26 protein-coding genes, 3 tRNA genes and 1 pseudogene are annotated in these 24,690 nt (G+C 70.4%); 11 read left to right on the forward strand and 19 right to left on the reverse strand.

The genetic code is table 11. The features are described 5' to 3' along the window. The 4 genes from AB0M26_RS12135 to AB0M26_RS12150 form a co-directional block, all read right to left on the reverse strand. Positions 1-624: hypothetical protein (locus AB0M26_RS12135; RefSeq protein ID WP_365258552.1), on the reverse strand; the 624-nt coding region annotated here is incomplete at its 3' end. Between the two features lie 284 nt (positions 625-908). Continuing rightward, positions 909-1,682 carry a transcription termination/antitermination protein NusG gene (gene nusG / locus AB0M26_RS12140; protein WP_365258647.1) on the reverse strand — a complete coding sequence of 258 codons (774 nt, stop codon included), beginning with the start codon at positions 1,680-1,682 and terminating at the stop codon, positions 909-911. A 185-nt stretch (positions 1,683-1,867) separates the two neighbouring features. Further along, complete coding sequence (secE, locus tag AB0M26_RS12145) at positions 1,868-2,158, reverse strand: preprotein translocase subunit SecE (RefSeq protein ID WP_365258555.1); 291 nt, start codon at positions 2,156-2,158, stop codon at positions 1,868-1,870. Positions 2,159-2,265: 107 nt separating this feature from the next. After that, positions 2,266-2,338: transfer RNA gene (locus AB0M26_RS12150), tRNA-Trp, on the reverse strand. Between the two features lie 183 nt (positions 2,339-2,521). On the opposite strand from AB0M26_RS12150, the gene AB0M26_RS12155 reads away from it, so the two are divergent. Both AB0M26_RS12155 and AB0M26_RS12160 read left to right on the forward strand, forming a co-directional pair. Continuing rightward, positions 2,522-3,760, forward strand: a complete 1,239-nt coding sequence (locus AB0M26_RS12155; RefSeq protein WP_365258558.1) for a pyridoxal phosphate-dependent aminotransferase — start codon at positions 2,522-2,524, stop codon at positions 3,758-3,760. A 137-nt stretch (positions 3,761-3,897) separates the two neighbouring features. Further along, positions 3,898-4,992 carry an adenosine deaminase gene (locus AB0M26_RS12160; RefSeq protein WP_365258561.1) on the forward strand — a complete coding sequence of 365 codons (1,095 nt, stop codon included), beginning with the start codon at positions 3,898-3,900 and terminating at the stop codon, positions 4,990-4,992. Positions 4,993-5,155: 163 nt separating this feature from the next. On the opposite strand, the gene AB0M26_RS12165 is transcribed toward AB0M26_RS12160, so the two are convergent. Continuing rightward, complete coding sequence (locus AB0M26_RS12165; protein ID WP_365258564.1) at positions 5,156-5,935, reverse strand: helix-turn-helix domain-containing protein; 780 nt, start codon at positions 5,933-5,935, stop codon at positions 5,156-5,158. Between the two features lie 89 nt (positions 5,936-6,024). On the opposite strand from AB0M26_RS12165, the gene AB0M26_RS12170 reads away from it, so the two are divergent. Beyond that, on the forward strand, positions 6,025-6,660 hold the full coding sequence (locus tag AB0M26_RS12170; protein ID WP_365258567.1) for an NAD(P)H-binding protein: 636 nt from the start codon (positions 6,025-6,027) through the stop codon (positions 6,658-6,660). Positions 6,661-6,873: 213 nt separating this feature from the next. Here AB0M26_RS12170 and AB0M26_RS12175 read toward each other — a convergent pair whose 3' ends face one another. The 6 genes from AB0M26_RS12175 to AB0M26_RS12200 all read right to left on the reverse strand — a co-directional run bounded on the left by AB0M26_RS12175 (position 6,874) and on the right by AB0M26_RS12200 (position 9,708). After that, positions 6,874-7,929: a UDP-N-acetylmuramate dehydrogenase gene (locus tag AB0M26_RS12175; RefSeq protein WP_365258570.1), complete on the reverse strand. Its 1,056-nt coding sequence runs from the start codon at positions 7,927-7,929 to the stop codon at positions 6,874-6,876. A gap of 188 nt (positions 7,930-8,117) precedes the next feature. Then, positions 8,118-8,546 carry a MaoC family dehydratase gene (locus tag AB0M26_RS12180; RefSeq protein WP_365258573.1) on the reverse strand — a complete coding sequence of 143 codons (429 nt, stop codon included), beginning with the start codon at positions 8,544-8,546 and terminating at the stop codon, positions 8,118-8,120. Between the two features lie 5 nt (positions 8,547-8,551). Further along, positions 8,552-9,004: a MaoC family dehydratase N-terminal domain-containing protein gene (locus AB0M26_RS12185; RefSeq protein ID WP_365258576.1), complete on the reverse strand. Its 453-nt coding sequence runs from the start codon at positions 9,002-9,004 to the stop codon at positions 8,552-8,554. Between the two features lie 263 nt (positions 9,005-9,267). Next, entirely contained in the window at positions 9,268-9,432 is a 165-nt protein-coding gene (gene rpmG, locus AB0M26_RS12190) for a 50S ribosomal protein L33 (RefSeq protein WP_189931835.1), read from the reverse strand. 83 nt (positions 9,433-9,515) lie between these two features. Further along, positions 9,516-9,588, reverse strand: a tRNA-Met gene (locus tag AB0M26_RS12195). 47 nt (positions 9,589-9,635) lie between these two features. Further along, positions 9,636-9,708: transfer RNA gene (locus AB0M26_RS12200), tRNA-Thr, on the reverse strand. 214 nt (positions 9,709-9,922) lie between these two features. Here AB0M26_RS12200 and AB0M26_RS12205 point away from each other — a divergent pair. From AB0M26_RS12205 to AB0M26_RS12220, 4 genes are all read left to right on the forward strand, one after another. Further along, entirely contained in the window at positions 9,923-11,320 is a 1,398-nt protein-coding gene (locus AB0M26_RS12205) for a hydrolase (protein WP_365258579.1), read from the forward strand. Between the two features lie 416 nt (positions 11,321-11,736). Next, positions 11,737-12,399: an SDR family oxidoreductase gene (locus AB0M26_RS12210; protein WP_365258582.1), complete on the forward strand. Its 663-nt coding sequence runs from the start codon at positions 11,737-11,739 to the stop codon at positions 12,397-12,399. Between the two features lie 246 nt (positions 12,400-12,645). Continuing rightward, on the forward strand, positions 12,646-12,873 hold the full coding sequence (locus AB0M26_RS12215) for a hypothetical protein (protein WP_365258585.1): 228 nt from the start codon (positions 12,646-12,648) through the stop codon (positions 12,871-12,873). After that, entirely contained in the window at positions 12,870-13,259 is a 390-nt protein-coding gene (locus AB0M26_RS12220) for a hypothetical protein (protein WP_365258588.1), read from the forward strand. The genes AB0M26_RS12215 and AB0M26_RS12220 overlap by 4 nt, the downstream gene beginning before the upstream one ends. Before the next feature lie 272 nt (positions 13,260-13,531). Here the strand turns inward: AB0M26_RS12220 and AB0M26_RS12225 are convergent, their stop codons facing one another. The 3 genes from AB0M26_RS12225 to AB0M26_RS12235 all read right to left on the reverse strand — a co-directional run bounded on the left by AB0M26_RS12225 (position 13,532) and on the right by AB0M26_RS12235 (position 15,408). Further along, positions 13,532-13,948 (reverse strand): VOC family protein, encoded by a 417-nt coding sequence (locus tag AB0M26_RS12225; RefSeq protein ID WP_365258591.1) that lies wholly within the window; start codon positions 13,946-13,948, stop codon positions 13,532-13,534. A gap of 5 nt (positions 13,949-13,953) precedes the next feature. Beyond that, positions 13,954-14,379 carry a helix-turn-helix transcriptional regulator gene (locus tag AB0M26_RS12230; protein WP_365258594.1) on the reverse strand — a complete coding sequence of 142 codons (426 nt, stop codon included), beginning with the start codon at positions 14,377-14,379 and terminating at the stop codon, positions 13,954-13,956. A gap of 84 nt (positions 14,380-14,463) precedes the next feature. Further along, a complete protein-coding gene (locus tag AB0M26_RS12235; protein WP_365258597.1) occupies positions 14,464-15,408 on the reverse strand; it encodes an NAD(P)-dependent oxidoreductase in 945 nt (314 codons plus the stop codon). 653 nt (positions 15,409-16,061) lie between these two features. Here AB0M26_RS12235 and AB0M26_RS12240 point away from each other — a divergent pair. The 3 genes from AB0M26_RS12240 to AB0M26_RS12250 all read left to right on the forward strand — a co-directional run bounded on the left by AB0M26_RS12240 (position 16,062) and on the right by AB0M26_RS12250 (position 19,466). Further along, complete coding sequence (locus tag AB0M26_RS12240) at positions 16,062-17,225, forward strand: alanine--tRNA ligase-related protein (protein ID WP_365258600.1); 1,164 nt, start codon at positions 16,062-16,064, stop codon at positions 17,223-17,225. Positions 17,226-17,589: 364 nt separating this feature from the next. Further along, positions 17,590-19,050: a VCBS repeat-containing protein gene (locus tag AB0M26_RS12245; protein ID WP_365258602.1), complete on the forward strand. Its 1,461-nt coding sequence runs from the start codon at positions 17,590-17,592 to the stop codon at positions 19,048-19,050. 125 nt (positions 19,051-19,175) lie between these two features. Further along, a complete protein-coding gene (locus AB0M26_RS12250) occupies positions 19,176-19,466 on the forward strand; it encodes a hypothetical protein (protein WP_365258605.1) in 291 nt (96 codons plus the stop codon). A gap of 124 nt (positions 19,467-19,590) precedes the next feature. On the opposite strand, the pseudogene AB0M26_RS12255 reads toward AB0M26_RS12250, so the two are convergent. From AB0M26_RS12255 to AB0M26_RS12275, 5 genes and pseudogenes are all read right to left on the reverse strand, one after another. Beyond that, a pseudogene (locus tag AB0M26_RS12255) lies at positions 19,591-19,983 on the reverse strand (RNA-binding S4 domain-containing protein); the annotation flags it as partial. A gap of 184 nt (positions 19,984-20,167) precedes the next feature. Next, a complete protein-coding gene (locus AB0M26_RS12260) occupies positions 20,168-20,386 on the reverse strand; it encodes a transposase family protein (protein ID WP_365258608.1) in 219 nt (72 codons plus the stop codon). Further along, positions 20,314-21,000 (reverse strand): transposase family protein, encoded by a 687-nt coding sequence (locus AB0M26_RS12265; protein WP_365258611.1) that lies wholly within the window; start codon positions 20,998-21,000, stop codon positions 20,314-20,316. Before AB0M26_RS12265 ends, AB0M26_RS12260 begins: the two co-directional genes overlap by 73 nt. 70 nt (positions 21,001-21,070) lie before the next feature. After that, positions 21,071-21,211, reverse strand: a complete 141-nt coding sequence (locus tag AB0M26_RS12270; RefSeq protein ID WP_365258614.1) for a hypothetical protein — start codon at positions 21,209-21,211, stop codon at positions 21,071-21,073. A gap of 725 nt (positions 21,212-21,936) precedes the next feature. After that, entirely contained in the window at positions 21,937-23,592 is a 1,656-nt protein-coding gene (locus AB0M26_RS12275; protein ID WP_365258617.1) for a hypothetical protein, read from the reverse strand. 507 nt (positions 23,593-24,099) lie between these two features. Between AB0M26_RS12275 and AB0M26_RS12280 the strand changes: the two genes are divergently transcribed. Then, on the forward strand, positions 24,100-24,528 hold the full coding sequence (locus AB0M26_RS12280; protein WP_365258620.1) for an ester cyclase: 429 nt from the start codon (positions 24,100-24,102) through the stop codon (positions 24,526-24,528). Positions 24,529-24,690: the final 162 nt, after the last annotated feature.

Consider the following 24,690-nt stretch of genomic DNA (forward strand, 5'->3'; position numbering starts at 1 on the left):
ACCCGACACGTTGATGGTCGAGAGGTTGGGGTGGTTGCAGTTGTTGTTCTGTCGGCCCGCCTGCGCCACGTTCTGCTGGAAACTCTCGCCGCCCGGGGTGGAGCCGCCTTCGGCTCGGGCGCCGCCACCCTTGACAAGGGTGTGCTTGCTGAAGGAGAAGTCCTGGTCCGTGCAGCGGCTGTCCACCCGGCCGCTGTCCACGGTGACGGGCGAGGCGTTGGGGTTGTGGCAGTTGTTGTTCTGTCTGCCGCGCTGGGCGGTGTTCTGCTGCACCAGGCCCAAGGATGTTGAGCCGCCTTCGGCTTCTGCGGGACCGTTGTGGAAGCGGGAGAACGCGGTCAGGGAACCGTCGCTGGTCACGCACCGTCCTGTTGCCCGGCCACCGGTGAGCGCCACCTCGTCACCGTCGACCCCCGCGTTGGGGTGGTGGCAGTTGTTGTTCTGCCGGGATGACTGTGCGGTGTTCTGCTGGAAGACATCTTCGCCCGTTGAGGAACCCCCACTCGCCCTGGCTTTCGCCCCGTCGGAGCCGGTCTCCGCGAATGCCGTCCCGGAGCCCAGTGCTGCCCATCCCCCTACGGCGAGAACCACCATCGTGGCCGTTGCGATCGCGTGTCTCCGCACCGGAGCCTCCTTGCGTCAATGAACAGCCAAGCCAGTCGCCCTCCTCAACACGGGCCCGTCTTCCCCTGTCATGGCCGCGGTTCGCTTTCCACCCCAACGGCGCAACCGCGTGGATCTGATGCTGGAGGACCCATCTCGGGGCCAAGAGCCGGCAGCGTCGGGTCCAACGTCTGCTTGGCGTGCGTCGGCGCAGCTCACGGCCCGGAGACGCCCCCGGTCGCATGAGCGACGCCCCTACCGGCGGGAAAACCGCTGGTAGGGGCGCCTTCAGCCCATGATCGGGCCTAGTTCTTCTGGATCTGGTCGAAACTCAACTCGACCGGAGTCTCCCGGCCGAAGATCTCGACCAGGCCCTTGACCTTCTTCGAGTCGGCGTTGATCTCGTTGATCGTCGCCTGAAGTGTGGCGAACGGGCCGTCGGTGACAGTGACCGAGTCGCCGACCTCGAAGTCCAGCACCTGGACCTCGACCTTGCGGCTCGGCGCCGGCCGGCCCTCGGCCTCGGCGGCCTCCTTGGCCGCCTTCTCCTCCGCCTCCGGGGCGAGCATCTTGACGATCTCGTCCAGGGTCAGCGGGTACGGGTCGTAGGCATTGCCGACGAAGCCGGTGACGCCCGGAGTGTTCCGGACGACACCCCACGACTCGTTGGTGAGGTCCATCCGGACGAGCACGTAGCCGGGAAGCTTGTTCTGGCGGACGTTCTTCCGCTCGCCGTTCTTGATCTGGACGATCTCTTCCTCGGGCACCTCGGCCTGGTAGATGAAGTCCTCGACGTTCAGCGAGACGGCGCGCTGCTCCAGATTGGCCTTCACACGCTTCTCGTAGCCCGCGTAGGTGTGGATCACGTACCACTCACCGGGGAGCGTGCGCAGTTCCTCGCGCAACGCCTCGACGGGGTCGGCGGCGGGGGCTTCGGTCTCCGGCTCCGCGTCCTCGTCGACCTCGGCGATCGCGTCCTCGCCCTCCACGTGGACCGCGGCCACCTCGGGGGACTCGTCGGGCGTGGTGTCCAGCGCCTCGGTGGGGTCGACCTCGTCGGCCGCCTGAATGATGTCGATCCCGTCGTCGTCGACCCTGTCCGCTTCGAAGGCAGCGGGCGACTCGGCCGGCGCCGCAGCCTCGTCACCCTCGGCGGGCTCGGTGGCGTCGTTCAGGTTCGGGTCGTCAGACACGGTGGCTGCTTCTTCCTGGCTTCAAGGGGTGGAACTGGCGGAGGTGCGTCCCGCGGACTCCCTCCGCGGGATCAGCCGAAGACGTACTTGACGGCCTCGGAGAATCCCCAGTCAATCACGGTCACGAGGCCGATCATGATGACAACGAAGACAATCACCACAGTGGTGTAGGTCGTGAGCTGGCTGCGTGTCGGCCAGACGACCTTGCGAAGCTCCGCGACGATCTGCCGGTAGAACAGCGCGAGTCGGCCCAGGGGGCCCTTCTTGCCGCGCTTGCCTCCGCGACGGCCCTTCTGCGCAGCGACCTCGTCCTCGGGACGACCGCTTTCAGGCGTCGCGGTGGAGCCAGGGGCTGCCGTCACTCGTCCTCACCTGAATCCCGGGTCGTGGCCGTGCCGCGCCCGGTGGAGCCGCACGGCGGTGCAATCAGTACGTACCTGCGCGCACATTCCTCGGAGAATGTACGGAGCAGGGCCGGAGGGACTTGAACCCCCAACCGCTGGTTTTGGAGACCAGTGCTCTACCAATTGAGCTACGACCCTTTGTTGTTTCCCCCAACGTACCGCATCCGCCCGGATGCACGGAGTGCGCAGGACGGAGCGGCCGGTGAAGGCCAACGGGGCATGAGTGTACGTGGTCCACGGCCAGGCGTCGAACACGTACCCTGCGGGCCCCGTGCGATACCCCTATGCCCTGCCGCGGCCGGGTCTGCGACGATGGCGGTCATGAGCGCTGCAACCCCACCCGCATCGTCCGCAAGCGACCGACGGGTATCGGCCCGCATCGGCGCGATCTCCGAGTCCGCGACCCTCGCCGTGGACGCCAAGGCCAAGGCCCTGAAGGCCGCCGGGCGTCCAGTGATCGGCTTCGGCGCGGGCGAACCCGACTTCCCCACGCCGGACTACATCGTCGAAGCCGCCGTCGAGGCCTGCCGGAACCCGAAGTTCCACCGCTACACGCCCGCCGGCGGCCTGCCCGAGCTGAAGAGCGCGATCGCCGCCAAGACACTGCGCGACTCCGGCTACGAGGTCGACGCCTCGCAGATCCTGGTGACCAACGGCGGTAAGCAGGCGATCTACGAGGCCTTCGCCGCGATCCTCGACCCGGGCGACGAGGTCATCGTCCCCGCGCCGTACTGGACCACGTACCCCGAGTCGATCCGGCTCGCCGGCGGTGTGCCGGTGGAGGTCGTCGCCGACGAGACGACGGGCTACCGCGTCTCGGTCGAGCAGCTCGAGGCCGCGCGCACCGACCGCACGAAGGTCGTGCTCTTCGTCTCGCCGTCCAACCCGACCGGTGCCGTCTACACGCGCGAGCAGGCCGAGGAGATCGGCCGCTGGGCCGCCGGGCACGGGTTGTGGGTGCTCACCGACGAGATCTACGAGCATCTGGTGTACGGGGACGCGGAGTTCACCTCGCTGCCGGTCGCGGTGCCCGAGCTGCGCGACCGGTGCATCGTCGTCAACGGCGTGGCCAAGACGTATGCGATGACGGGCTGGCGCGTGGGCTGGGTCATCGGCCCCAAGGACGTGGTCAAGGCCGCGACCAACCTGCAGTCCCACGCCACCTCCAATGTGTCGAACGTCGCGCAGATGGCAGCGCTCGCCGCGGTCTCCGGCGACCTGAAGGCCGTCGACGAGATGAAGGTCGCGTTCGACCGCCGGCGCCGGACGATCGTGCGCATGCTCAACGAGATCGACGGCGTCGTGTGCCCGGAGCCGGAGGGCGCGTTCTACGCGTACCCGACGGTGAAGGACCTGCTCGGCAAGGAGATCCGCGGCAAGCGGCCGCAGTCGAGCGTGGAGCTTGCCGAGATCATCCTCGAGGAGGCCGAGGTCGCCGTCGTGCCGGGCGAGGCCTTCGGCACGCCGGGCTACCTGCGCCTTTCGTACGCGCTGGGCGACGAGGACCTGGTCGAGGGCATCTCGCGGATTCAGAAGCTGCTGAGCGAGGCCACTGCGTAACAGCTCGGCAGGCCGCGCCGAGAACGGCTGAGGACGAACGATGCGGGACCCCTCGGGGCCCCGCATTCGTTTTCGGGCAAGCGCTCGTTCAGGGAATCCCCTACCGGGCCTCCCGGCCGATGCGGCAGGATTTTCCAATGCCGCACGATTCAGGGGACCGACCCCCGAACCCGCCGAACCTCCAGGACACGTCAGCCCCTCACCCCGGCGGCAGCGCCGCCGATCGTGATCTGCGCCGGCTGCCGAAGACCCATCTGCATCTGCATTTCACGGGATCGATGCGGCCCGGCACACTGCTGGATCTCGCCGACAAGTACGGCGTCCATCTGCCCGAGGCGCTCAGCGGCGGCGAACCGCCCAAGCTGCGCGCGACCGACGAGCGGGGCTGGTTCCGCTTCCAGCGGCTGTACGACATCGCGCGTTCCTGCCTGCGGTCCCCGGAGGACATTCAGCGCCTGGTGCTGGAAGCGGCCGAGGAGGACGTGCGGGACGGCTCGCGCTGGCTGGAGATCCAGGTCGACCCCACCTCGTACGCGCCGCGGCTCGGCGGGCTGATCCCGGCCCTGGAGATCATCCTCGACGCCGTGGACCGCGCGTCGAGCCGGACCGGTCTCGGGATGCGGGTCCTCGTGGCGGCCAACCGGACGAAACACCCGCTGGACGCACGGACGTTGGCGCGGCTGGCGGTGCGGTACGCGGACCGGGGCATCGTCGGCTTCGGGCTCTCCAACGACGAACGCCGCGGTTTCGCACGGGACTTCGACCGGGCGTTCTCCATCGCCCGGGACGGCGGGCTGCTGGCGGCACCGCACGGCGGGGAACTGTCAGGGCCGGGCAGTGTCCGGGACTGCCTGGACGATCTGGACGCGGGGCGCATCGGGCACGGTGTGCGGGCCGCCGAGGACCCGCGGCTGCTGCGCCGGCTGGCCGAACGCGGGGTGACCTGCGAGGTGTGTCCCACCTCGAACGTGGCGCTCGGGGTCTACGAGAAGCCGGAGGACGTACCGCTGCGCACGCTCTTCGACGCCGGGGTCCCCATGGCGCTCGGCGCGGACGACCCGCTGCTCTTCGGGGCGCGCTTGGCGGACCAGTACGAACTGGCGCGCACGCACCACGAATTCACGGACGCCGAACTCGCCGAACTGGCACGCCAGTCGGTGCGGGGATCGGCGGCACCGGAGGGCGTCAAGTCGGGGCTGCTGGCCGAGATCGACGCGTGGGCGGCGGACTGAGGGGGGCCGCCGGACGGGTCCGCGGTGGTCCGCCGGACCGGACTGGGGGGGGCCGCAGGACGGGCCTGCGGTCGTCCGCCGGACCGGACAGAGGGGGCCGCAGGACGGGCCTGAGGTGGTCCGCCGGACCGGACTGAGGGGCCGCAGGACGGCCGGGCAACGGCTAGGCGATCCCGCGGAGGACGGTGCGGGCCACCGCGGAGGCGAACGCGTCCAGCGGGCGGGCGACGAACGTGTCCAGCGGACGGGCTGTGGAGGCGGCGTTCCTGTCGCCGGCGGCCTCGTCCGCCTGGGTGTGGGTGTGCTCGCGTCGTTGGGTGTGGTCGTCGCTCGGCTGCGTGTCCTCGCGTGCATGCGTTTCCTCGCGTGCATGCGTGTTCTCGCGTGCACGCGTGTTCTCGCTCGCCGCCGGCTCCTCGGTGAAGGCATCAAGGAAGGCGCGCTGGTAGCAGGCGCCGAGCAGCAGGGCGGCGGCCGCCTCCGTGTCGGCGTCCGCGCGGATGCGGCCGGCGTCGCGTTCGGTGTCCAGATACGCGGCGATTTCCTCGAGCGGCCGGTGCGGTCCCGCGTCGCCGCCGAGCCTGCGCAGGCCGTCGCGATGGCGACGCAGCAGGGCGGGTTCGGCGAAGAGCGAGGCGGCCATGGGCACGCTCGACTCGTAGAACAGCACGGCCCGGCGGGCGATCCGGGTGAGGTTCTCCTCGACGCTGTGCTCCGCGGGCGTCTGCCGGATCTCGGACAGCAGTGAACCGAGCCGGGGCAGCCGCTCCTCAAGCACGTGGACGAAAAGGTCCTCCTTGCTTGCGAAATGCTTGTAAAGAGCGGCCTCCGAGCATCCGGCGGCCTTCGCGATCTCCTTGGTCGTCGCCCGGGCCAGGCCGATGGACCGCATCAGTCGTGCCGCCGCGTCGAGGATGCTCGTGCGCGTCGGTCTGGGCTCCATGAGGGGCTCCAACCTGGCTTGACGTGAGGTGAGCGGATACCCACCCTAGAGGGTGAGTGAATACTTACCCACCCAAGGGGGGTACGCACATGAGAATCACCGTTTTCGGCGCGACGGGCGGCATCGGCCAGGAGATCGTCCGGCAGGCCCTCACAGCGGGGCACGGCGTGACGGCGGTGGTGCGCGATCCGGCCCGGCTGTCGGTTCCGGATTCGGCCCGCGTCGAGGTGGTGACGGCCGGGCTGGCGGAACCGGCCGCGCTGGGCCCGGCCTTGGAGGGACGGAACGCGGTGTTCTCGGGCCTCGGCCCGCGGACCCGCAAGCAGATCGGTATCGCCTCGTCCGGCACGCGCACCATCCTGCGGGCGATGGAGGCCGAGGGCGTCCGGCGCTTCCTGGCGGTGAGCGCCGCTCCGGTGGGGCCGCCTCCGGAAGGCGAGTCGCTGCGGCTGCGCTTGATGACACCGCTGGTCAAGGCCGCCTTCCGGGAGCAGTACGCGGATCTGGCGGTGATGGAGGAGGAGATCCGGCGCAGTGCGACGGACTGGACGGTCGTACGGCCGCCGAGGCTGCTCGACCGGCGGCTGACGGGCTCGTACCGGAAGGCGCTTGCCACCACGCCGCGGGACAGCATGATGATCGGGCGCGCGGACGTGGCGCACGCGATGCTGGCGATGGCGGACGACGCGTCGACGGTGCAGCAGGCGGTCGGGGTCGCGTACTAGCTAGGCCCAGACGGCCGGGGTCGCGTACTGAGCCCAGGCGGCCCGGTCGCGTACTGGACCGAGCGGCTGGAGGGCCGGGCGCGCACTGACGGGGCGCCGCGCCCGGGCGCTGGCGCAACCGGGCGCGGCGCGGGTCCCGCTTGGGCTGACGTGTGGGAACCGACGGCAGGGGCTGACGTGTGGGAGCCGACGGCGCGGGCTGACGGGCTGGCGTCAGAGGGTGACGCCGACCGTCACGGGCTCGTTGACGAGGGTCACACCGAAGGCGTCCTGCACCCCGTCCCGGACCTCCCGCGCGAGCACCAGAAGGTCCTCTGTCGTGGCGGCGCCCCGGTTGGTGAGGGCCAGGGTGTGCTTGGTGGAGATCCGCGCCGGGCCCGTGCCGTATCCCTTGGTGAAGCCCGCCTTGTCGATCAGCCAGGCGGCGGAGGTCTTGGTGAGGCCGTCCCCCGCGGGGTACGCCGGGGGCACCACGTCCGGGCCGAGACGGTCGGCCACGCGCGCGAGGAACGCCTCGTGCTGGGCGGCCGTGAGGATGGGGTTGGTGAAGAAGGAACCGGCGGACCAGGTGTCGTGGTCCTCCGCGTCGAGCACCATGCCCTTGCCCGCGCGGAGCTTGAGGACCGCCTCGCGCGCCGTGGCGGCCGGCACGCGGTCGCCGGGCGCGACGCCCAGCGTGCGGGCGAGTTCGGCGTATTTGACCGGGGTCGAGAGTCCTCCGGCGTCCTCCAGCGCGAAGCGGACGCGCAGGACGACGAAGCGCGCGGGGTCGGCCTTGAAGCGGCTGTGACGGTACGAGAAGGCGCAGTCCGCACCCGGGATCGTGACCGTCTCGTCCGTGCGGCGGTCGTAGGCGACGACCTCGGTGATGACGGAGGAGACCTCCTGGCCGTAGGCACCGACGTTCTGGATCGGCGTCGCTCCCGCGGAGCCGGGGATTCCGGCGAGGCACTCGATCCCGGCAAGCCCGGCCTCGACGGTGCGGGCGACGGCCTCGGACCAGTTCTCCCCCGCCGCGAGCTCCAGCCGCGTCCCGGAGATGTCGTGCCCGGTCGTGGCGATGCGCAGGGCGGTCCCCTCGAAACCCTTGTCACCGATGACGAGGTTGCTGCCGCCGGCGATGATCAGCAGCGGCGTGCCGGACGTGTCGGCCTCGCGTACGGCGGCCACCACCTCGTCGTCCGTGGTGGCGGTGAACAGGCGCGTGGCGGGCCCACCGAGCCGGAAGGTGGTCAGCGGTGCGAGCGGGGCGTCGTGAAGTTCCTGCACGCGCACAAGCGTAAGGGGCGGGGCCCTATGGTCCCCGCCCCTTACCCCCTGCCTGGGGTGCGGGCGCTCGGCAGGGCGCCGGGGCCCACCCCGCCCCTCACACCCCGGTCGGGCCTCAGGCCCCAGCCGGGTCATGCGGTCCGCTGCCAAAGGGCGGGCCGATGCGCCCGACGCCCCCACCACTCGCGTCAGGCCAGACGGACGACGGCGCGGGACATGCCCAGGACCTTCTGGCCCGCGCTCATGGCGGTGAGGTCCACGCGCACCGTACGGTCCTCGAGCTTGGCCGCGACCTTGCCACTGACCTCGATGGCCGCGCCTGTCTCGTCGTTGGGGACCACGACGGGCCTGGTGAAGCGCACGCCGTACTCCGCGACAGCGCCCGGATCACCCACCCAGTCGGTCACCACGCGGATCGCCTCGGCCATGGTGAACATGCCGTGGGCGATCACATCGTCGAGCCCGACCTCCCTCGCGAACTTTTCGTTCCAGTGGATGGGGTTGAAGTCGCCGGACGCGCCCGCATAGCGCACAAGGGTCTCGCGGGTCACCGGGAACGCCTGCGCCGGCAGCTCGGTGCCGACCTCGACCTCGTCGTACGAAATCTTCGCCGCCATCGCCGTCAGCCCTCCTCTTCGCCGCGCGCCACCAGCTTCGTGTACGCCGTCACCACGAGCTCGCCGCTTTCGTCGTGGACATCGCCGCGGATGTCGATGATGTCGTTGCCCGCAAGGGACTTGATGGCCTCGATGGTCGACGTGACCGACAGTCGGTCGCCGGCCCGCACCGGGCGGGCGTACGCGAACTTCTGGTCGCCGTGGACGACGCGGCTGTAGTCCAGACCCAGCGCCGGGTCGTGGATGACCTCCTCCGCCGCTTTGAACGTGATCGCGAAGGCGAAGGTCGGCGGGGCGATCACATCCGGATGGCCGTGCTCCTTGGCCGCGTCCGCGTCGGTATAGACGGGGTTGGCGTCACCGATCGCCTCGGCGAACTCGCGGATCTTCTCGCGGCCGACCTCGTACGGCGGGGTGGGCGGGTAGGACCGCCCGATGAAGGACTTGTCGAGCGGCATGACTCGCCACCTCCTGGGTCGATGCTCTGTCCATGATCGGGGCGACCGGTCGACGACCGGTCGATGCCGGGTCGACCGACCGCCGGCGGTCGATCGGTTGCCGACGATCGCTCGGTCGCCGGCGGTCGATCGGTTGCCGTCGATCGCTCGTCGCCGTCGGATCGGTCAACGACCCCCGGCGGCCCGGCGATGCGGGGCGATCACCGGCGATCAACGACGCGAGGCCGCCCCCGCATGGGGACGGCCTCGCGTGTCAGTCGTCTTTACCGCGTCTCGCGGTGCGCCGTGTGCGAGTTGCAACGGGGGCAGTACTTCTTCATCTCAAGACGGTCCGGGTCGTTGCGCCGGTTCTTCTTGGTGATGTAGTTCCGCTCCTTGCACTCCACGCAGGCCAGCGTGATCTTCGGGCGGACGTCGGTGGCAGCCACGTGAGTGCTCCTTGACGAACAGGTGGATTAACGCAGAAAGAGTAGCCGATTGAAGGACCGATCCCACAATCGGCTACGCGGTGTAGCGGCGACCGGACTTGAACCGGTGACACAGCGATTATGAGCCGCTTGCTCTACCGACTGAGCTACGCCGCTTCGAGTGAGCTGACCCCCCGCCAAGAGGCGGGACGCCGGATCACCAGAGCCCCAATACGGAATCGAACCGTAGACCTTCTCCTTACCATGGAGACGCTCTGCCGACTGAGCTATTGGGGCGAGCGGTGAAGACATTACACGCTCGGCCGCCGAACGTGAAATCCCTATCGGTGACTCCTGCCCAGGTGGCCAGGCCACCACACCAGTACGACTATTCGGCTCCTCCGCGATGCCGTACGGGCCTCCCCCTAGGCTCGTCCCGCGCTGCGTGATCATGGCGGCGCGCCGGACCCGTTCAGGGAGCGTCACCCCCTCAGGGACGTCAGGGAGCGCGATGCCAGAAAGCCACCCGCAGCACCCGCAGCAACCCCCGAAGCGCGACGGCGCGACTCCCGAGCCCGGCGCCCTGGTGCTGTGCGGCGCCCGGCTCATCGACGGGCGGACCGTGGACGTACGGCTCAGCGGCGGCCGTATCGAGGCCGTCGGCACAGCGGGCAGCCTCGCCCGTGGCGCGGGTCCCGCGGGGAGCGGGGCGAAGGTCGACCTCGGCGGCTATCTGCTGCTGCCCGCGCCCGCCGAGCCCCACGCGCACAGCGACACCGCCCTCACCGCGGAGGCCGACGGCCCCGTCTCGTTCGCTCCCGAGGACGTCCAGCGGCGCACCATCGAGGCCGCGCTCCTGCAGCTCGGGCACGGCGCCACGGCGTTGCGGACCCACGTACGGATCGGGGACGTGCAGGGTCTCGGCTCCCTCGAGGCCGTCCTGCACGCCCGGCGCGCGCTGCGCGGCCTGACCGAACTGTCCGCGGTCGCGGTGCCGCGCGTGCTGACGGGTGTGGCGGGCGCCGACGGCCTCGCGATGCTGCGGGACGCGGTGCGGATGGGCGCGGAGGTCGTCGGCGGCTGCCCGGACCTCGACCCCGACCCGACCGGTTACACCCAGGCGGTGCTGGAGGTCGCGGCGGAACACGGCTGCGCCGTCGATCTGCACACGGAAGGTGACGATCCGGCGCGGCTCGCGCGGCTGTGCGCGATGGCGGGCGGCCTGCGCCCCGGCGTCTCGCTCGGGCCGTGCGCGGGACTCGCGCGCCTGCCGCAGGACGTGGCGGGCCGGGCGGCGGACCAGCTCGCGGCGGCCGGGATCACGGTCGTCTGCCTGCCGCAGGGCGGCTGCGGCGCCATGGAACGGACGGTCCCCGGCGAGCGGTCGCCCACCGGGGACCGCAGGGAACGGGCCGAGGGCGCCCGGAGGGAACGGGCCGAGGGCGCCCGGCCGGAGGAGCGCGCCCGCGCGGGCCGCTCCCCCGCCGGCGCCGCGCCGGGGGCGTGCGCCGCACCCGTACGGCTTCTGCGCGCGGCGGGCGTACGGGTCGCGGCGGGCAGCGGGGCGATGCGCGACACCGCGAACCCGGTGGGGCGCGGCGACCCGCTGGAGGCGGCGTATCTGCTGACGGCGCAGGGCGGGGAGCGGCCGGAGACCGCGTACGAGACGGTGAGCGGGCACGCGCGCGAGGCGATGGCGTTGCCGGGGGTGCGCGTGGAGGCCGGATTTCCCGCGGAGTTGCTCGCCGTGCGCGGGGACGGGCTCGCGGGGGTGCTGTCCCTGGCGTACAGCCGGATCGTGGTGCACCGGGGGCGGGTGGTGGCGCGGACGAGCGCGGTGCGCGAGTACTGCGACTCGGCGGCGGTGGCGGGGCTGGACCTGCCACGGCAGGCCTCGGGCGGCTCCTGAAGGAGGACGGGGGCGGGGCGTGCCGGGCCGGACAGGTTGGCCGACCCCGGCGGTTGGCCGACCCCGGCGGTTGGCCGACCCGGGCGGTTGGCCGACCCGGCGCGGTCGGCTCACGCCATGGCCTGCCCGAAGAGCCGTACGGGCGTGGGGCGTTGGCGTGCGCCCCGGGTGTGCGTGGGCGTACGGAGCGGTCGTTGCGGCCGAGCGCTTTCGGAGCGGTACATGGCCCGGAGCCGGAACTCCCGAGGAGCGGCCGGAAGTTCACGCGTTGGCGGGCGTTGGCGGGCGTTGGCGGGCGTTGGCGGGCGTTGGCGGGCGTTGACGGGCGTTGACGGGCGTTGACGGAAGTTCGGAGAAGGGCCGCGGTCCCGTGTCCCCGTGCCGTGCCGCGGGGCACCGGGCGTACGGTCGGAACCATGCGCATTGTCATCGCTGGTGGACACGGTCAGATCGCGCGGCGGCTGGAGAAGCTCCTCACCACGCGCGGAGACGAGGCAGCGGGTCTGATCCGCAACCCCGATCACGCGGACGACCTGCGAGCGATGGGCGCCGAGCCCGTCCTCTGCGATCTGGAGTCGGCCATGGTCGAGGAGGTCGCGGCTCATCTGCAGGGTGCCGATGCGGTGGTCTTCGCCGCGGGTGCGGGGCCGGGCAGCGGCGCCGCACGCAAGGAGTCCGTGGATCACGCCGCGACAGTGCTGGTTGCGGATGCTGCCGAGCGAGCGGGCGTACGTCGCTACCTCATGATCTCGTCCATGGGGGCGGACAAGGAGCCGCCACCGGGCACCGACCCCGTCTTCGCGGCGTACCTGCGAGCCAAGAAGGCGGGCGACGACGACCTGCGGGCGCGGAAGGGGCTGGACTGGACGATTCTGCGGCCGGGCCGACTCACCGACGACCCCGGTACGGGCATGGTCGACCTCTCCGCGCACACGGGGCGACGAGAGGTGCCGAGGGACGACGTCGCGGCCGTCCTCGCCGCACTCGTCCACGAGCCGGGCACGGTGGGGCTCGTCCTGGAGCTGATCGGGGGCACGGTGCCGGTCGAGGCGGCGGTCAAGGCCGTGTCCGCTCGCTGACGTCCCGCCTCTCTCCGGAAGATGGCGCATCCCTTCGGAAGAGTCGTGTCTCCCGGAAGACGGCGCGTCTCTGCGGAGGACGGCGCCGTGGTCTCCGGAGGACGACGGCGCGTCTCTACGGAAGACGGCGCGTCACTGCGGAGGACAGCGCGGTGGACTCCGGAGGAGGGCGCGGTCGCGACCGTACGTACATATGTGGCCCCCGGCCGGGATGCGACCCGCCGGGGGCCGCCGCACGCTGGGAACATGGACGGACAGCAGCCGCCCGTGGTCGTCCACCCGCCGGACCGGGGCGCCCGTCGCGTGACCATCCGCGGCGAGCCGGTCGGCAAGGCGCACGCGCCGAAGGACGTGATCGAGTTCCTGCGCGTGGCCGGGCTGGACGAGAACGCGGTGGAGCTGGACGATCCGAACCTCATCGAATGGCGTGGCGGAGGCCCCGCCGACTGGCCCGACGAACAGGTCCAGCCATGAAACCCGTTGAGCCGACGGATCCCGCCGAGCACTGGGACGTCACCGGCCTCGGCGCCGGACCCGGCCCCCTGGACCCGATGGCGCGCCGGGGGCCCGGAGTCCCCGCGGACCCCATGGACCCGGCGGATCCGACACAGCTCGGAGAGGCCCCCATCACGCAGACCGAGCGCACTGTCCTGCGCGCCATCGACGCGTTCCTGGACACCAAGCCGCCCCGGTACCCCCACACGAGCGATCTCATCGGGGCCACCGGCCTGACCGAGGACAGCGTGAACGAGGCCGTTCTCTCACTGGAGCGTCTCGACTACATCGTCGTCGAGCCCGTGAAGCTCGGCGGCACCGGCGAGATCACGCACATCACCAGGACGGGTCAGCACCACCTGTGACGGTAAGCCGTGACCCCCGTGACCCCGTGAACCCCGCAACCGGTACCCCGTAACCCCGTATCCCCGTAACCCCGTAACCCCGTAACCGGTGCCGCGGGACCGGTGCCCCGCCAGGCGGCGGCAGCGGCAACGGCCGTACGGCGGTGGGTTCGTGGAAACCGCCGCGCCTTAAGAGCCCGTCCGTCACGTACAGGCGCGTGCTGATCTCCACGGCGTGACCGGCCGGATCCATGCGGAGCGGCACCACGGCGGGACGGGCGGGTGGCCGCGACTCAATGGGCCCGCGGGCCGCTGAACCGGAGCAGGTTTCCTGCGGGATCGCGGAACGCGCAGTCGCGCACGCCGTACGGCTGGTCGATCGGCTCCTGGACCACCTCGCCGCCGGCCGCGCGGATGTGTTCGAAGGTGGCGTCGCAGTCGTCCGTCTCGAAGATGACGCCGCGCAGCATGCCCTTGGCGAGCAGTTCGGCCATGGCCGACCGGTCGGCGGGCGATGCGTTGGGATCCGCTGCGGGCGGTTCGAGGACGATGTCCAGGTCCGGCTGGGACGGCGGTCCGACGGTCACCCAGCGCATTCCCTCGAATCCGACATCGTTCCGTACGTCGAGGCCGAGAATGTCGCGGTAGAAGGCGAGCGCCTTGTCGTGGTCGTCGACGGCGATGAAGCAGTGCGAAAGCTTGAGTTCCATGCCTTTCACGGTACGGACGGAGGGACCGGACGGGCTTCTCCATTCCTGACCGGTCGCGTGAGGATCTTGGCAACGCACGCGGGAATCGCGGCGCCGATGTCGTGACGGCGGGCCCGGTAGGCGCTCGGGTTCTCGCCGACCAGTTCGGTGAAGCGTGAGCTGAACGACCCCAGGGACGTACATCCGACCGCGAAGCACACGTCGGTCACCGTGAGGTCGCCCCGCCGCAGCAGGGCTTTGGCCCGCTCGATGCGCCGGGTCATCAGGTAGCTGTACGGGGTCTCGCCGAAGGCGGCGCGGAAGCTACGGGAGAAGTGACCGGGCGACATGAGGGCGACGCGCGCGAGGGCGGGGACGTCGAGGGGCTCCGCGTAGTCGCGGTCCATCGCGTCACGGGCCCGGCGCAGCCGGACGAGGTCCGCTGGGGTCACGCGACCAGCATCCCACGGGGGCAGGTGGGACGGCAGATACGGGACGGGCACCGGTTCCTGCCGGCGGGCGGACTCAGCCTCGTATCACCCTCGCGCCATCTCGACGAAACCGTCCCGCCACGACGCGTGTTGCGGCTTCCAGTCGAGCTCCTGCTTCGCCTTGGTGTTCGACGCGCCACGTGCCTCGGTCGACAGTGCGGTCCCGAACTTTCCGGCCAGCAGGCTGCCCATCCAGCGCGGCACGCGCATGGGCGGCTTCGCGCCCACGGTCCGGGCCAGGAACGGGAGCCACTCGGCGGTACGGGCCGGTTCGTCGTCCACGATGTTGTAGATGCCGGGGGCGCCGTGGTCGACGGCCGCCACGGTGGCGCGGGCCGCATCCGCGATGTGGATCAGCGACCAGATCCCACCGCCGTCGCCGATCACCGGGAACCGGCGCTTGCGGACCATCTCCCACTGCTCGCCACCGGGCTCGAGCGAGGTGCCGGGGCCGTAGAAGCCGCCGTACCGCAGCACGATGCCCTCGACACCGGGCGCCGAGGTCACCGCGTCCTCCAGATACTGGATCGCGGCCGCCGTCCTCTCGCTGCCAGGCACCGGTGCCGGGTCGATCGGGTCCTCCTCCGTCTTGACCGGGCCTCCGGTGCGGGCACACAGCACCCCTGCGATGCTCTGCGCGATGACGCGCCTCACCCCGGCCGCCGCAGCCGCCGCCAGGATGTTGTCGGTGCCCTCGGTGCGCAGCCGGTTGGTGAGCGCGAAGGACTGGTCGAGCTTGCGGAGGTCCAGGTTGCCGGCCAGCGCGGTGGCCTCGTGGATGATCACCTCGGGGCGCACGCGATCCACCGCCTCCCGCACCGCGGCCGCGTCCAGCACGTCGAGCACCAAAGGCTCCGCCCCGGCCTCGCGCAGCCGGGCGGTCTTGGCCTCGGTGGTGGTGGTGCCGACGACCGTGTGGCCGGCGTCGACGAGCTCGGGCACGAGCTGCGTGCCGATGGCGCCGGTGGCGCCGGTGACGAAAACCTTCATGGTGGGCTCCTTCCGCGTGTCGGCGTCCGCGTCTCCGCTTGCGCCTGTCGCGTGGTGGGCTGCTGTCCCGGGGACGGACACGGGCGCTGCGGATGTGACATCGCCGCGGGACACCAGGGACCGGGTGCCCCGCCGGAGCCAAACCCCTCCGCATCCTCGCCGCCGAATTCAGTTGCCGCAGGTCAGCGCCTACGTGACCGACGACCTTCGAGGGCAACGGTCACCGGGAGTCACCGCGCGTCGCTCACCGATCGACGTCGGGCGATGCCGGCGAGTCCGTGGTGTCTCTGATCTCGCCGGTTATACGTGGTAACGGGCCCGTGGGCCGGCGAACGGGCGTACGAGCACTGCGCGTTGGCCCTTCGGACTCTCGGCTGGGGCCGGCCGAGACGGCTGCGCGGCGGAAAATCCGGGTGCCCCGTGCCGCTGGGACGCACTATCGTCGGCCCATGAACGTCATGGGCCCGAGCACCAACGCGACCGCGCGAGCGACCAGCTCGCCGGTTGCCGCCGCCTGACGTACGTCCTCCCTTTCCACCCGGCGACCGGAAACGGTCCGCCGGTGATTCCGTGACGTTCCCGCCCCGGCTCTGACGATCCTGCGGACGCGTTGTCCGGTGCCTCTTCCGCTGTGCACGCGAAGGAGCCACCCCATGAACACCGATCGGATCGTCCGCGCGTTCGTCGAATACTTCGAGGAACTCGGCCACCGCCGGATCACCGGCTCGACGCTGCTGCCACCGCCCGGCGGCCCGGTGCTGTTCACCACCTCGGGCATGCATTCGCTCACTCCGTACCTGGAGGGGCGCCCGCATCCGCTCGGCAGACGGCTGGTCAATGTGCAGCGCTGTCTGCGCACCACGGACCTGGAGGAGGTCGGCGACTCCACCCATCTGACGGTCTTCGAGATGCTCGGCACCTGGTCGCTCGGCGACTACGAAGGCCCGCTGAGCCTCGACTGGGCTTACGGGCTGCTCATCGACGGACTCGGCGTCGATCCGGGTCTGCTGCATGCCACTGTCTTCGCCGGCGAGGGCCGGATCGGCCAGGACACCGCTTCCCTGGAGTTCTGGCAGGAGCAAGGGGTACCGGTGGAGCTGACCGTCGAGGACAACTGGTGGTCCAGCGGACCGACCGGGCCGTGCGGTCCCGACTCGGAGATCTTCCTGTGGACCGGTGACACCCCGCCGGAGTCGCCGCCGACAGGTGACGACCGCTGGGTGGAGCTGTGGAACCACGTGATGATGCGCTATCGCCGGCTCTCGGACGGTTCCCTCGTGCCGCTCCCCCAGCGCAATGTCGACACCGGGCTCGGCCTGGAACGGCTGGCTTCGGTGCTACAGGGCAGGACGTCCGTGTTCGAGTGCGATGTCTTCGCCCCTTGGCGCCGGCTCGTACCGGGACTATGGCAGCTGGACGAACCATCGCTTCGGCTGGTCTGCGACCACCTGCGCTCGGCGATGGTGGTGATCGGGGACGGGGTGGGCCCGGCCGGCACCGGTCGCGGCTACGTGCTGCGCCGGCTGGTGCGGCGGGTGCTCACCGCGCTGTGGCGGGACGACCCGTCGCGCGGTCTCGGAGACCTGCCGTACGAACTGTTCCGGCACACCCTGGACCAATTCCGCCAGGCAGTGGATCCGGAGGACGTACGCCGGGTGCTGGTCGAGGAGGAGCGCCGGTTCCGCCGGCTACTGAAGCACGGGCGGCAGGTCCTGGCCCGGCCACGGTTCCGTGGCCCGCTGGGCGAAGAGGACTTCCACTACCTCCACGACACCCTCGGTCTGCCGCGCGACCTCGTGCTGAGCCTGCGCCAGTAGTGATGGCTCGGATGCCGGCGCATCGGGCTCCGCCCCACCGGTCGTGCAGGGCCCCAGTCATGCACGGTCCCCCGGTCACGCACGTCGCGCGGTCAGGCACGTCGCCCGGTCAGGCACGTCGCCCGATCACGCACGTCGCGCGGTCACCGCACTCCCCGGTCGTGCACGTCGCCCGGTCACACTCTCCCCGGTCACGCACGACCCCCCAGGGACGGGCCCCCAGGGACGGCCATTCCTCTTCGAGAGCGTTGACCCAGCACTGCACCTGACAGGACTCGACGGCCGAAGCGCTCGTCTCGATCGATCCGCGATCCTGACCCTGCCGTTACCGGCCTGTAAGTGGCACTGCGGAAGGCTTTGCCCCATGTATGCGTCTGCCCACCTCCGTGCCACCATCCCGGCGGCCCTTCTCTGCGCGGCCGCCCTGCTGCTGGTGGGCTGTTCGGCCGGCGGCGACGGCGGGCCCGCGCCGTCGGCCCGCTCCTCGGCCGAACGGGACCGCGGCCCGGTCAACCGGGATGACATCAACGGCGACGGACACGCCGACGCGGTCATCAACAACTGGGACAAGGACCCGAAGAGCGGGGCCGAGTGGCACAACAACCGATTCATCGTCTTCGCCGCACCCGGCGGTACGGAGCCGGGCGCGGCCGTCCGCCTCACGGGCCGCTACGTCGAGCCCAACCCCTCGCTCACCCCCTTTCCGTTCGCCGACGACGGGTCGACGCAGTTCACCGGAGACCTGGACGACGACGGCCACGCCGATGTCGTCGTGAGCAACATGGTGTTGCGCGGCGAGAAGTTGACACCCGAGCAGCACGTCATCTGGGGCGGCCCCGACGGCCCCAGTGGCGCCGCCAAGCTCCCCGCCGACGTCCACCCGGCCACAGCCGCCGGGGACTTCGACGGCGACGGCGCCCTCGACCTGCTGACCCTCGCCGCCGATTCGAACGGCGAGGCCGACCGCAAACCGCAGTACGCCACAGTGCTGCACGGGCCGTTGAACCGCGACCGCGGCGCGCCCCGCGCCACCTCGGCCCTCGACGTGGGCTACGACGGCTGGGCGTCCATAGCCGGCACCGTCGTCGGTGACTTCGACGGCGACGGCCGGGACGATCTGGTGGCCAAGGCCGAGTACGACGAGGAGGACGTGCGCTTCGAGGAGGGCATTCCTCAAGACGTCCTCGATGCCACGTTCTACCGGGGTACGGCCCGAGGACTGAAGGCCGCCGGGGCGGTACCCGGCATCACCGGCGCACCGGGCATCACCGAAAAGGGGACCAGCCCCATCGCCGCCGGGGACTTCGACGGCGACGGCCGCGACGACATCCTCGCCCAACGCGGCGACGAGGAGCCCATCGCCGTCTACGGCAGCGGCAAGGGCCCGGGGAGGGGGAGGCCCGCCTCCGGCGGGTTCGGAAAGCTGTGGGCGACTCGCGTGGTCGGCGACAGCAATGGCGACGGCTGCGACGACATCGTCGCCCGGTCCCGGAGCAAGAACCACCGCAACGACCAGGTGACGGTGTTGCTCGGCGGCAAGGACGGCCTCAGCGCATCCGATGCGTCCCGCACCATCGCCATCGACCGATCCGCGATCGGCCTCCCCCCGCGGCGCTCGGCCTACGACGACCACTTCGCCTGGGACATGCACCTGGCCGACCTGGATACCGACGGGCGAGCCGAGCTGCTGATCGGCACGGTCGGCACGGTCGGCCTCCACGAGACGCGCATGGACGGCGGTTACTGGATCCTGCGCGGGACGAAGGACGGTCCGTCAACCACGGACCGCCGCTTCATCAAGATCAAGGACCTCGACCGGGGCTGACCAGGAACCGCTCGCACCAGCCCCCAGGCCTCGCCGCCTCTCGCTTCCCGGCCCCGCGCACCCATGACGCCGCCGCGGACCGGTATCCCACCCTCCCGCATTCGAACTCACGTACTATTACGAGCGTGGCGGACACCTACGACTTCCCCGAGGACCTGCTGAAGGCGCAACAGGAGCTGCACCGGGTGCGGCACGAGCTCAGCGCGCTCTACGGACGGCTGCCGCAGTACACGGACGGCTGGCGCGATGAGGACCACATGAACGTCAGGACGCTGCTGGACCGGGACTTGGAGCTCGCGGTGTTCGTGAGCACCCACGCCTTCTGGGACTCCCTCGAAGGCCCGGCCCGCGTCTCGGCGCGCATGGTGCTCAAGCATGTGAACGACGGGCAGGACGGTGACGGAACGAAAGGATGACGCCGCGGGCGGACGGCTCGGGCCCGGGGCAAGGAGGGCGGACCGGTCCGGAGCGACGATCTGCACGGCAGGAAGCGAACGCAGCGGCAAGGCCGACCGGCCCGAGCCGCCGCTGGCCGATGCGTCAGGTGTCTCCGAGGCCATCCTCGCCGGGGGCACCGCCGCGGCCGCGCAGCCGTTCCAGCTCCCGCCGGTCGCGCTTCGTCGGCCGCCCCGCGCCGCGGTCGCGCCGCCCGACCTCCGAGGGACTGATGCGCTCGGGCGGTGGCGGGCTGTTGTCGACGTAACACTGCACGGCGACGGGCGCGCCCACCCGCTTGCGCACGAGGCGTGAGACGACGACGATCCGCTCCCGCCCGGCGAGGCGCAGCCGCACCTCGTCCCCGGCCCGCACCGCGTGGGACGGCTTCACGCGCTCGCCGTTGACGCGGACGTGCCCGCCGCGGCACGCCGTGGCGGCCAGCGAACGGGTCTTGGTGAGCCGTACGGACCAGATCCAGCTGTCGACCCGTACGGTCCCTTGTTCGGAAGCCATGCACACGACTCTAGGACGGCGGGACGGCGAAAGAGGGGCGGGACGAGATTCGCCGGGTGTGCGGCCGTGTCCGGCGTACTGCCGGTCGGGCGCGGAACCCACGCGGAAGTCGCCGATCTTGTACTCGTACTGGTCGTGGGCCGTCGCCTGCCCCCAAGATCGTCTGTCAGGAGACGACTTCGGCTCGGGGCAGCACGAGCAGCGCCCGCAGCAGCGTGGTCGCGTAACGGGGCGACAGCCGCAACTTGGTGATGATGCGCCAGTTCTTCAGGTGGGCGAAGGCGTGTTCGCAGACCGCGCGGACGGACGCGATCAGCTTGTTGACCGGCCTCTTCGCCGACGTGAGGGGTTTCGTGCGGGCGGCCTTGTAGCCGGTGATGACCACCGGTCGTCCGGCTCGTCGTCCAGGCCGACGAAGCCGAGGTCACCGATCGCGCCGAGTTCGGTGGCCCGCAGGCGTTCGACGAGCTTGTTGTAGCGGGCCGTGGTGATCTCCGAGGAGCGTCCCGGACGGGCCGCGGACAGCCACAACAGCCGGCCCCGCTCGTCGGTGAGCGCAAGGAAGAGCAGGCCGTGGGCCTTGTGTTTCCCGCTGTAGTTGCGGCGGTTGTCCGCTCTGGTGCGGCGCCGGGTGCGGATCAGGGTGCCGTCCAGGAGCACGACGTGGCCACCCTTTCGGGCGACCTTCTTCAGCGCGCGGTCCAGGCGCTCGGCCCGCGCGGCGAGCAGGCCGATCACCTCCAGCACCCAGCGCCGCACCGTGGTCGCGGAGACGTCGTTGCCGCCCGGCATGTCGGCGAGCCGCTGGTCATGACGGAGAACGGCGAGCACGATCGTGGCGATCTGTCCGGGCGGCAGCTTGCGCCACCGCGATCCGATCTTCTTCAGATGGCCGCGCCGCAGGTCACCGAGGAGGCTCAGGGTGGCCGTGGACAGGGCGAGACTCGACTGGTAGAGAACCGTCTCAGTGCCCCTGGCGGAGCTGGTTTTCTTTGACATGAACTATCAACTGCCGCCAGGGGCACGGACGTTACGGCCCGCACCGCATGACGGCGGCGTCCCGGCACGCTCACAGCACCGTGGTGAACTTCCCGTCGGCGAGCTTGCGCAGCCAGCCCCGCTCGGCGAGCCGGTTCAGCTTCGCGCGCATCGCCTCCGAGCGGGCCGGTTCCAGGGAGATGCCCAGCTCAGTGCAGACCTGCTTGACCATGACTTTGGTCCGTCGGCCCGCCGCACCACGTCCATGATCCGCTGGTAGTCCGCGGGCAGAACCGTCTCGTCCATGCACCGCTCGCGTGGCGGCACCGCCCACACCGAACGGCCCGCGGCCTGCCCGGCGGGCGGTGCCACGGTCTGCACGGCTTCGGCGCGCACCTGCTCGGCCAGCCGGCGCGCGACCCGCTCGGCGACAGCGAGTTCCTCCAGCTCGTCACGGACCTCCTGCAGCTGCAGGCTCAACTTTTCAGCCTGCACCTCCAGTTCGGCCCTGCGAGCCGTGATCAGCTCACGAAGGTCCGGTTCCGCATCCTGGGCCACCTTGAAGTACCTCCCGCCCGGATCGTACGGATATCCGCCTCACACACGCCGGGGAATCCACAAATCCGCGCTCGCCGACACGGCAAATGATCTTGAGCTCCGACAAGCACCCGCGACCAGCGCGAGCACACGATCAGCGACTCACACCAGCCCCGCGACCAGCGACTTCAAGATGGTGGATCTTCATTTGGCAGGAGCTGAGAAGCCCGGAAGGCCGGTTGACCCCCGTTGCCCTCCCGCCGCCAGTCGAACGCCTGGCGGAGCCGACTTCACGATCGAATTGCAGCCCCACCGCGCACAGAGGCGGCGGCCCCCTGAATGAGGGGGCCGCCGCCTCTGGTTCATCAAAGATCCAGCCACCGTGCTTTCGCGGGGGGCGGCTGACCCGTGCGGTCCGACCTACCGGTGGACCGAGCCGATGTTGCGGGAGCTGTCGACGGCCGAGCACTGGGCGGTGTTGGTGGAGCCCGTGGCGGTGAGCGACAGGTTGTTGGGGTTGGCGCAGTTGATGTTCTGCCGGCCTTCCTGCGCAACGTTCTGCTGGAACACCCCGGCTGCTGTGCTGGAGCCGCCTTCGGCCTTGGCTCCGCGGCCGATCTCTGCGGTGCCCAGATTCGCGGAGTGGTCCACCGTCTTGCAGCCGACCCGCGACCGGCCACCGTTCACGCTGATGTCCGTGTCGTTGGGGTTGGCGCAGTTGGTGTTCGGCCGGCCTTCCTGCGCGATGTTCTGCTGGAACACCCCGGCTGCTGTGCTGGAGCCGCCTTCGGCCTTGGCTCCGCGGCCGATCTCTGCGGTGCCCAGATTCGCGGAGTGGTCCACCGTCTTGCAGCCGACCCGCGACCGGCCACCGTTCACGGTGATGATCGAGTTGTTGGGGTTGGCGCAGTGGTTGTTCTGCCGGCCTTCCTGCGCGATGTTCTGCTGGTTCACGTCGCCGGCGGTGCTGGAGCCGCCTTCGACGTGGGCGCCACGGCTCTTGACCAGCACGAGCTTGCTGAAGGAACGGTCCTTGTTGCCGCACTCGTAGATGGTCCGGCCGCCGTTCACATCAAAGGCCGGCTGGTTGAAGTTGGTGCAGGCGTTGTTCTGCCGGCCATCTTGCGCGATGTTCTGCTGCTCCACGGTGCTATCGACCTCGGTCGTGCTGCCGCCTTCGATGCGGGCACCCCCGCCCTTGACCAGTATCTTCTTGTTGAAGGAACGGTCCGTGTTGCGGCAGTCGGTGTCCACCCGACTTCCGGTCACCTCAAGGTCGGAGTCCTCAAGGTTGGCACAGGCGTTGTTCAGCCGGCCTTCCTGCGCGATGTTCCCCTGCTCAACGATGATGCGGCTGGAGCTGCCGCCTTCGATGCGGGCACCCCCGCCCTTGACCAACACCTTCTTACTGAAGGAACCGTCCTTGTTGCGACAGTCACTGCCCGCCCGACCGCCTTCGATGGTGGGGGACACGAAGTTGACGCTTGTGTCGGCGCAGGCGTTGTTCAGCCGACCGTCCTGCGCGATGTTCTGCTGCTGCACGGTGGTGACGGCGCTGCCGCCTTCGACCTGGCCCCCGCCACCGGTGAACAGTGTGCGCTTGCTGAACGAACGGTCCTTGCTGCGCCAATCACTGTCCAGCCGACTGCCCTCGAGAACATCGGGATTGAAGTCGTTCTGGTCGGCGCAGGCGTTGTTCAGCCGGCCCTTCTGCGCGATGTTCTGCTGATTGAACTCGTCGACGGCGCTCAAGCCACCGGAGCCGCTTTCGACGTGGGCACCTTTGGACCGGGTGTGAGCGAACACGTTGACGGATCCGTCATGGTTGAGGCACCGCCCCCTCGTCCGCACTCCCTCCGGGGAGAGGGATCCGTTGTTCAGCTGGCCGCAGAGGCTGTTCAGCCGGCCTTCCTGGGCGCTGTTGTCCTGGATCAGGTCAAGATCTGTTCCGGTATCGGAGCCACCGGTGACGGTGGCTCCGCCCGGCTTGTTGTCCGCGAACGCCGCAGCCGCGCCGAAGGACGTCACACCCGCCATCGCCATGACCACCGCTGTCGCGGCCGCAACCTTACGCACTCCACCACTCCTCGCCAGCGGGAACTCTCGGACGCCCGGCCAACGAAAAGGCAAGAAGCCCACGTCACGCAGGTGTTCGCACCAACCCCCGGACGGGCTGGACGTTCGTGGGTGGTCTGGATCGGCGAGAGGGGCCCCCGGCCCGCGTACCACGGACTCGGGGCGGCTGCCTGAGCGGTGGGAGCACCTGTAGGCCCTCGTCGGCCGAACCGTGGGTCGACCGTCTCGACCATCCCCGCCCCATCCGGGCACAACCCCCCGGCCAGCCACTGCTGAGCGAGTTACGCCGCATTCGGCGGACTTGACCACACGGCTCGAAGGGGTCGAACGCGGCGCCCTTCGGCTGTCCGGGTTCTGCGTCCCACCTTCAGTGGGGCGAGGACCGGCGCGGCGGGCCCCGGGTGGACACCAGCATCTGCTCCCGCGGCCACACCGCGAGGGTGAACCCGTTGCGGCGCGGGGCGTGGCACCTCTTCCCGTATGGTTCCCGCCCCTCACGCTTCCGTTATGTCCACCGAGGAGAACAAGCAACTGGTGCGCCGTTTCTACGCGGAGATCGACCGAGGGAACCTGGAGGCCATGGACGAGCTCGTTGCGGAGGACTATGTGGACCACTCCCCGCCGCCGTTCCCGGGGCTGGGGGCCGGCCGCGAGGGTCTCAAGCAGGCCTTTCGCCTCTTCTGGGAGGCGACACCGGGCACCCATGAGATCGAGGACCAGATCGCAGAAGGCGACAAGGTCGTCACCCGTCTACGCGGAGTCGGTGTCCACGAGCGCGATTTGCCCGGTATCCCGGCCACCGGCAATCAGTTGTCGATGACGGCCACCGTGGTCCACCGCATCGAGCACGGCAGGCTCGCGGAGAAGTGGTCCGACAAGGACGTGCTCGGCTTCCTCCAGCAACTGGAGGTTGTCCCGCCCCTGGGTCCCTCGTGACGGGCCGGCATACCTCAAGGGCGCGTCTACAGCCGAGGCAGACGGTCGCGAGGCACGACCTTCCGTGGGTCACGTCCGCTGGAGTGGTGTATCGACGGCCACTCGGTGATCTCGTTTTGAGGCTATGCGGTGAGTTCGGTGGGCAGGATGGACTCGTCGGTT

It is taken from the genome of Streptomyces sp. NPDC051776 (assembly GCF_040681345.1).
Taxonomy (GTDB): domain Bacteria; phylum Actinomycetota; class Actinomycetes; order Streptomycetales; family Streptomycetaceae; genus Streptomyces.